The sequence below is a fragment of the Limnoraphis robusta BA-68 BA1 genome, assembly GCF_034932365.1.
Classification (GTDB): domain Bacteria; phylum Cyanobacteriota; class Cyanobacteriia; order Cyanobacteriales; family Microcoleaceae; genus Capilliphycus; species Capilliphycus robustus.
The window spans coordinates 1-5,150 of sequence record NZ_JAYGHR010000123.1; the positions used below are offsets into that span (position 1 = coordinate 1).

General features: G+C 45.0%; 3 protein-coding genes. 1 reads left to right on the top strand and 2 read right to left on the bottom strand.

Going from position 1 to position 5,150, the window contains the following annotated elements; all coding sequences use genetic code 11:
- Window positions 1-267: 267 nt before the first annotated feature.
- The gene (locus VB836_RS30200) at window positions 268-1,440 is read right to left on the bottom strand and encodes an LL-diaminopimelate aminotransferase (protein ID WP_323225241.1); all 1,173 of its coding nucleotides are present in this window, start codon (window positions 1,438-1,440) and stop codon (window positions 268-270) included.
- A 353-nt stretch (window positions 1,441-1,793) separates the two neighbouring features.
- Window positions 1,794-1,988, bottom strand: coding sequence for a hypothetical protein (locus VB836_RS30205; protein ID WP_046277581.1), 195 nt, complete (start codon window positions 1,986-1,988; stop codon window positions 1,794-1,796).
- Window positions 1,989-2,384: 396 nt separating this feature from the next.
- On the opposite strand from VB836_RS30205, the gene VB836_RS30210 reads away from it, so the two are divergent.
- Window positions 2,385-5,027: a TIGR03960 family B12-binding radical SAM protein gene (locus tag VB836_RS30210; protein WP_323225244.1), complete on the top strand. Its 2,643-nt coding sequence runs from the start codon at window positions 2,385-2,387 to the stop codon at window positions 5,025-5,027.
- Window positions 5,028-5,150: the final 123 nt, after the last annotated feature.

Consider the following 5,150-nt stretch of genomic DNA (forward strand, 5'->3'; position numbering starts at 1 on the left):
TTCATTCTCAGTTAAAAATTGCCGGGGTTGATGGGGTGATGGGGTGATGGGGTGGTGGGGAGAGGATTTTTTTCCGATGAAAAATAGCTTTTTGTTAATAAAAATTCCCCCCATCTCCCCACCTCCCGCGCCTCCCCACCTCCCCACAAATCAAGTTTTCGGGTTAGAACGAAACGGCCCTGCCCGATCATCGGGGGGCAGGGGGGATAGAAAAGGTTAGGGAGAGGTTATTCTGTTCCCTCTGTAAGAGAAGGCTAGGGAGAGGTTTTAAACATAACGAATTCCCGCCTTTTTCATCCGTTCAATGGCTTCTTTAATTCGGGCTTCTGTAATGGTAATTGCCATTCTAACAAACCCTTCTCCCGCTAAACCATAACCATTCCCAGGCGCTACAATAATCCCACATTTTTCTAACAGTAACGTCACAAATTCTGTAGAACTAGAACCAGGCGGCACCGGAACCCAGACATAAAGCGTTGCTTTCGGAGGTTCAATTAACCATCCCATTGACTGTAACCCCGCAATTAACAAATCTCGCCGTTTTTGATAAATTGAAATTAAATCTTGACGTTCTTCTGGTAAAATAGAATAAGCCGTAATCGCTGCTTTTTGAATAGCTTTAAACACACCCGAATCTACATTACTCTTAACTTGAGTTAACCCTTGAATTGCCTTAGCATTTCCCACCACAAACCCAATTCGCCAGCCCGTCATATTATAAGTTTTCGATAAGCTATGAAACTCAATTGCTATTTCTTTCGCCCCCGCAACTTGCAAAACACTCGGCGGTTGATAGCCATCAAAAGCAATTTCTGAATAAGCGTGATCGTGGCATAAAAGTATATCGTACTCTTGACAAAAAGCAACCATTTGTGCTAAATCTTCTAGTGAAGCTATTGCACCTGTCGGGTTATTGGGATAATTAATCCAAAGTAACTTAGCTTTGCGGGCGACGGCTTCAGGAATAGCGCTCAAGTCTGGGAGAAAGCGATTTTCAGCTTTCAGGGGGAACGGGTAGGGTTCCCCGTCTGCAAACAGCGTTGAAGTGCGATATACGGGATAACCCGGATCAGGAACTAACGTAAAATCTCCCGGTTCAACAAAAGCCAAAGCCGTGTTGTGAATGGCTTCTTTGGAACCGATGGAAGAAATCACTTCTGTTTGCGGATCAAGTCCGACAACCCCGAACCGACGTTCCATCCAGCTAACCGTTGCTTGGCGATACTCACTCAAACCTTGGTAGGGAGGATAATTATGAGTTTGAGGATCTTCTAAGGCTGCGTGCATGGCTTGCAGCACTGGAGTTAGAGTCGGTAAGTCCGGATCACCCACTCCCAAGTTAATCAGATCTATTCCTTGGGCGAGTAATTCTTCTCGTTTGCGATTGATTGCAGCGAACAAGTAGGGGGGAATCTTCTCTAGACGTTTAGCAAATTGCATGAGCGCAAATAACAGTCGAATGGCATAGCCTAGAGATCATACCAAAAAAAGTTAAGTGCTAAAGGTTTGACCAGAACCTTCAGAAATATTAGAAAAAATCTACATCTCAAACGGAAAGGCTATTCAGAGCCATTTGAGTAGAAGATCAGTTTGAGTAATTTTCATTAAAACATCAGATAACCTTCAAGTTTTTCGTGTTTTTTTAGGGTGAAACCTGTTGAAATTCAATTCATTTATACTGAGAGAAATTCCACCTAAAATTCGAGTTAAAAAACAGCTCAAAAACAATGGTAATATTGCTTGCTCAATATAGATGCACCAATGGGTCTAACTTGAGCTGACCTCCATTGTTGTTAAGAACTCGGGACAAGTTGGACACGACCTGCATCCATTTCTTCCATCAACAGTTCTAAGGCTTCATAGTCTGTATCAGAAATATAGCCAAGTCGAGTTAATTCGCAATTAATCTCGTTTTCGATTTCCGGTGTTAGGCGTTTGAAGTACAAAGCCTTGGAAACAAGTTGGTGAATTACATTGGTAGCTGCCATGATTGCTATTTGGGTAACTCTGCTTATGTTAATTCTCTAATGAATACGGCTCAACGCTTGTGATCTTAAGGTAAACTTTTGAGTGATCTGTATCACCACAACAACTCACCCGATCGCTAATCGTTGCCGAGTTTAAATTCCACTCCCCCACATCATCAAACTCTGCTGCATCTCATCCACTTAGATTATCAGATGGAGCAATTTGTTCCAAACTTGTTGCTCCCCAAACTGCTATACACTAAAATACCATTTTTGTCAGTATTTAATCAAACAAAAACGTTAAATTTCCGATAAGATAATGAAGAACTGTTAAACTCAAATTGGTAAGCTGAGGGGGAACTCAATGATTTAAAGTTCCTCAACTGAGGAAAACCGTCATGCAAAGCGAGGTTAACAGTGATAGTAGCAGTAGAGAAACTCATTACCCCCGATATTAATCAACCTGCTCGCTATTTAGGCAACGAGCTAGGCGCCAAACATAAACCCTGGGACTCCGCCCAAGTTCATTGGGCCTTGACCTATCCAGAAATCTACGAAGTCGGCGCTTCAAACTTAGGACATATCATTCTTTACAATATCCTCAATACTCAACCTCGTCAGCTTTGCGATCGCGCCTATCTCCCCGCTCCCGATCTCGCCGCAAAACTCCGCCAAACCCAAACCCCTTTATTTGCTGTAGAGTCGCGTCGTGCCTTACCCGAGTTTGATATTCTCGGTTTTAGCCTCAGTTATGAACTCGGCGTCACCAATATCCTAGAAATGTTGGACTTGGCTCAAATTCCCCTAACTTGGAAAGAACGCCAAAACCCAGACGGAAATACACCCCAGGGACAATATCCCCTAATATTTGCCGGGGGACAAACGGCCACCTCCAACCCCGAACCCTACGCCGACTTTTTCGACTTTATCGCCCTGGGAGATGGTGAAGAATTATTACCAGAAATTGGCTTAATTCTCGAAGAAGGCAAAACCAACAATTTAACCCGTGAACAACTTCTCCTCGACTTAGCCCAAGTTCCCGGCGTTTATGTGCCTCAATTCTACGACATGGCAGCAGACGGTTCCGTGCATCCCAACCGCCCCGATGTTCCCCAACGCATTCTGCGGCGCGTCGCAACCCCCATGCCTGCCTATTCCATTACGATGGTACCCTATGTCCAAACCGTCCATGATCGCTTAGTAATCGAAGTGAGACGGGGCTGTACAAGAGGCTGTCGCTTCTGTCAACCGGGAATGTTAACTCGTCCCGCCCGAGACGTGGAACCGGAACAAGTGGTTGATGCCATTGAAAAAGGCATGAAAGCCACCGGATATAATGAGTTTTCCTTACTATCGCTCAGTTGTTCAGACTATTTGGCTTTACCCGCTTTAGGGTTAGAAATCAAAAACCGCCTCAAAGATCAAAATGTTTCTCTATCTTTACCCAGTCAACGGGTTGATCGCTTTGATGAAAATATTGCCAATATTATTGGCGGGATGCGTCAAAGTAGCCTGACTTTTGCCCCAGAAGCAGGCACTCAACGAATGCGCGATATTGTCAATAAAGGGTTAACCAACGAAGAACTTTTACGGGGCGTTAAGACAGCCTACGAACAAGGTTGGGATAAGATCAAACTCTACTTTATGATCGGTTTACCAGGCGAAACTGATGTGGATATTTTGGGAATAGCGGAAACCGTCAGATGGTTACAACGGGAATGTTATGTACCTAAGCAACGACGGTTGAATTTTAATCTAACAATTTCTAATTTTACGCCGAAACCTCATACACCCTTTCAGTGGCACTCCGTTTCAACGACAGAGTTTAAACGCAAGCAAGACTTACTCAAAGCTGAATTTCGGCGGATGAAAGGCATTAAGGTGAATTTTACCGATGTTCGTATTTCGGCGATGGAAGATTTTGTGGGACGCAGCGATCGCCGTTTAGCCCCGGTTTTACGTCGGGCTTGGGAACTCGGAGCCGGGATGGATGCTTGGTGGGAAAGCCAAGATCGGGCGTTTGCGGCTTGGACAGAGGCGATCGCCGAAGCGGGTTTAAGTTGGAAATATCGTCAAGTCGAGAATGGCGAATGGAATGTCATGGAGTTGGGAGACTCGGAAATAACAACTCAACAGTTACTTGATCAGCCTTTGCCTTGGGATCATCTTGACACCGGAATTGACAAAAATTGGTTAAAGGAAGATTTACAACGGGCGTTAGAAGCAGCGACAGTACCGGATTGTTCTTTTGAAGGCTGTTCTCACTGTGGGGTTTGTGGGGTTGATTTTGGTCATAATATTGTGATTGAACCGCCCCCTATTCCCCAATTTGCGGGTCATTTTGTCCCTGACACCCAACGAGTCGAACGAATGCGGGTGATTATCGGCAAACAGGGTGATCTGGCTTTAGTGGGGCATTTAGATTTAATGAAAATGTTGGATCGCATGACTCGGCGGGCTTCTTTACCGATCGCCTTTAGTGGAGGATATCATCCCAGTCCTCGGATTTCGGCGGCGAATGCGCTACCGTTGGGGGCAACCAGTAGCGGTGAAATTGTGGAATTTGATCTCACCGAGTCAATGGAGGTTGAGCGGTTTAGGGAGATGTTAGAGACTCATTTACCTGCGGATTTACCCATCTATCATGTTGAACGGATGGATGTGAAATCACCAACTGCGGCTCAGTTACTTGACAAAGCGGAATATCGGTTAACGATCACAGGGAAACAGTCTGGGTTCAAACAACAACAATGGTTAGAGTGGATTACAGCCGTTTTAGATTGTCAGGAGATCATCTGGGAGAAAACCACAAAATCGAGAAAGATTCGGTATCTTAATCTACGTGAACAATTGTTTGAGTTCGAGTTCGTGGAAGCTAGCCAACAGATGGGGATGCCGGACACCGAACAAGCTGATACGGTGACTTTACGCTATGTCGGAGGGTGTCACAACGATGGAACTCAACTGCGTCCTGAACAGGTTCTCTATATGTTAGAGCAGGTCAGTCAGCAGGAGTTGGAACTGTTGCATATTCATCGCCAACGGCTTATCCTGCATTGACATCCTCCACCTCCAAATCAAAAGATTATGGAGGTGGATTCCCATCATCACTGATGGGGTTTCCTGGCTCTACGAGCAACCTTACTTTTTGGGGTTTCTCCCTCCAAGCAGTGGGTCATCTCA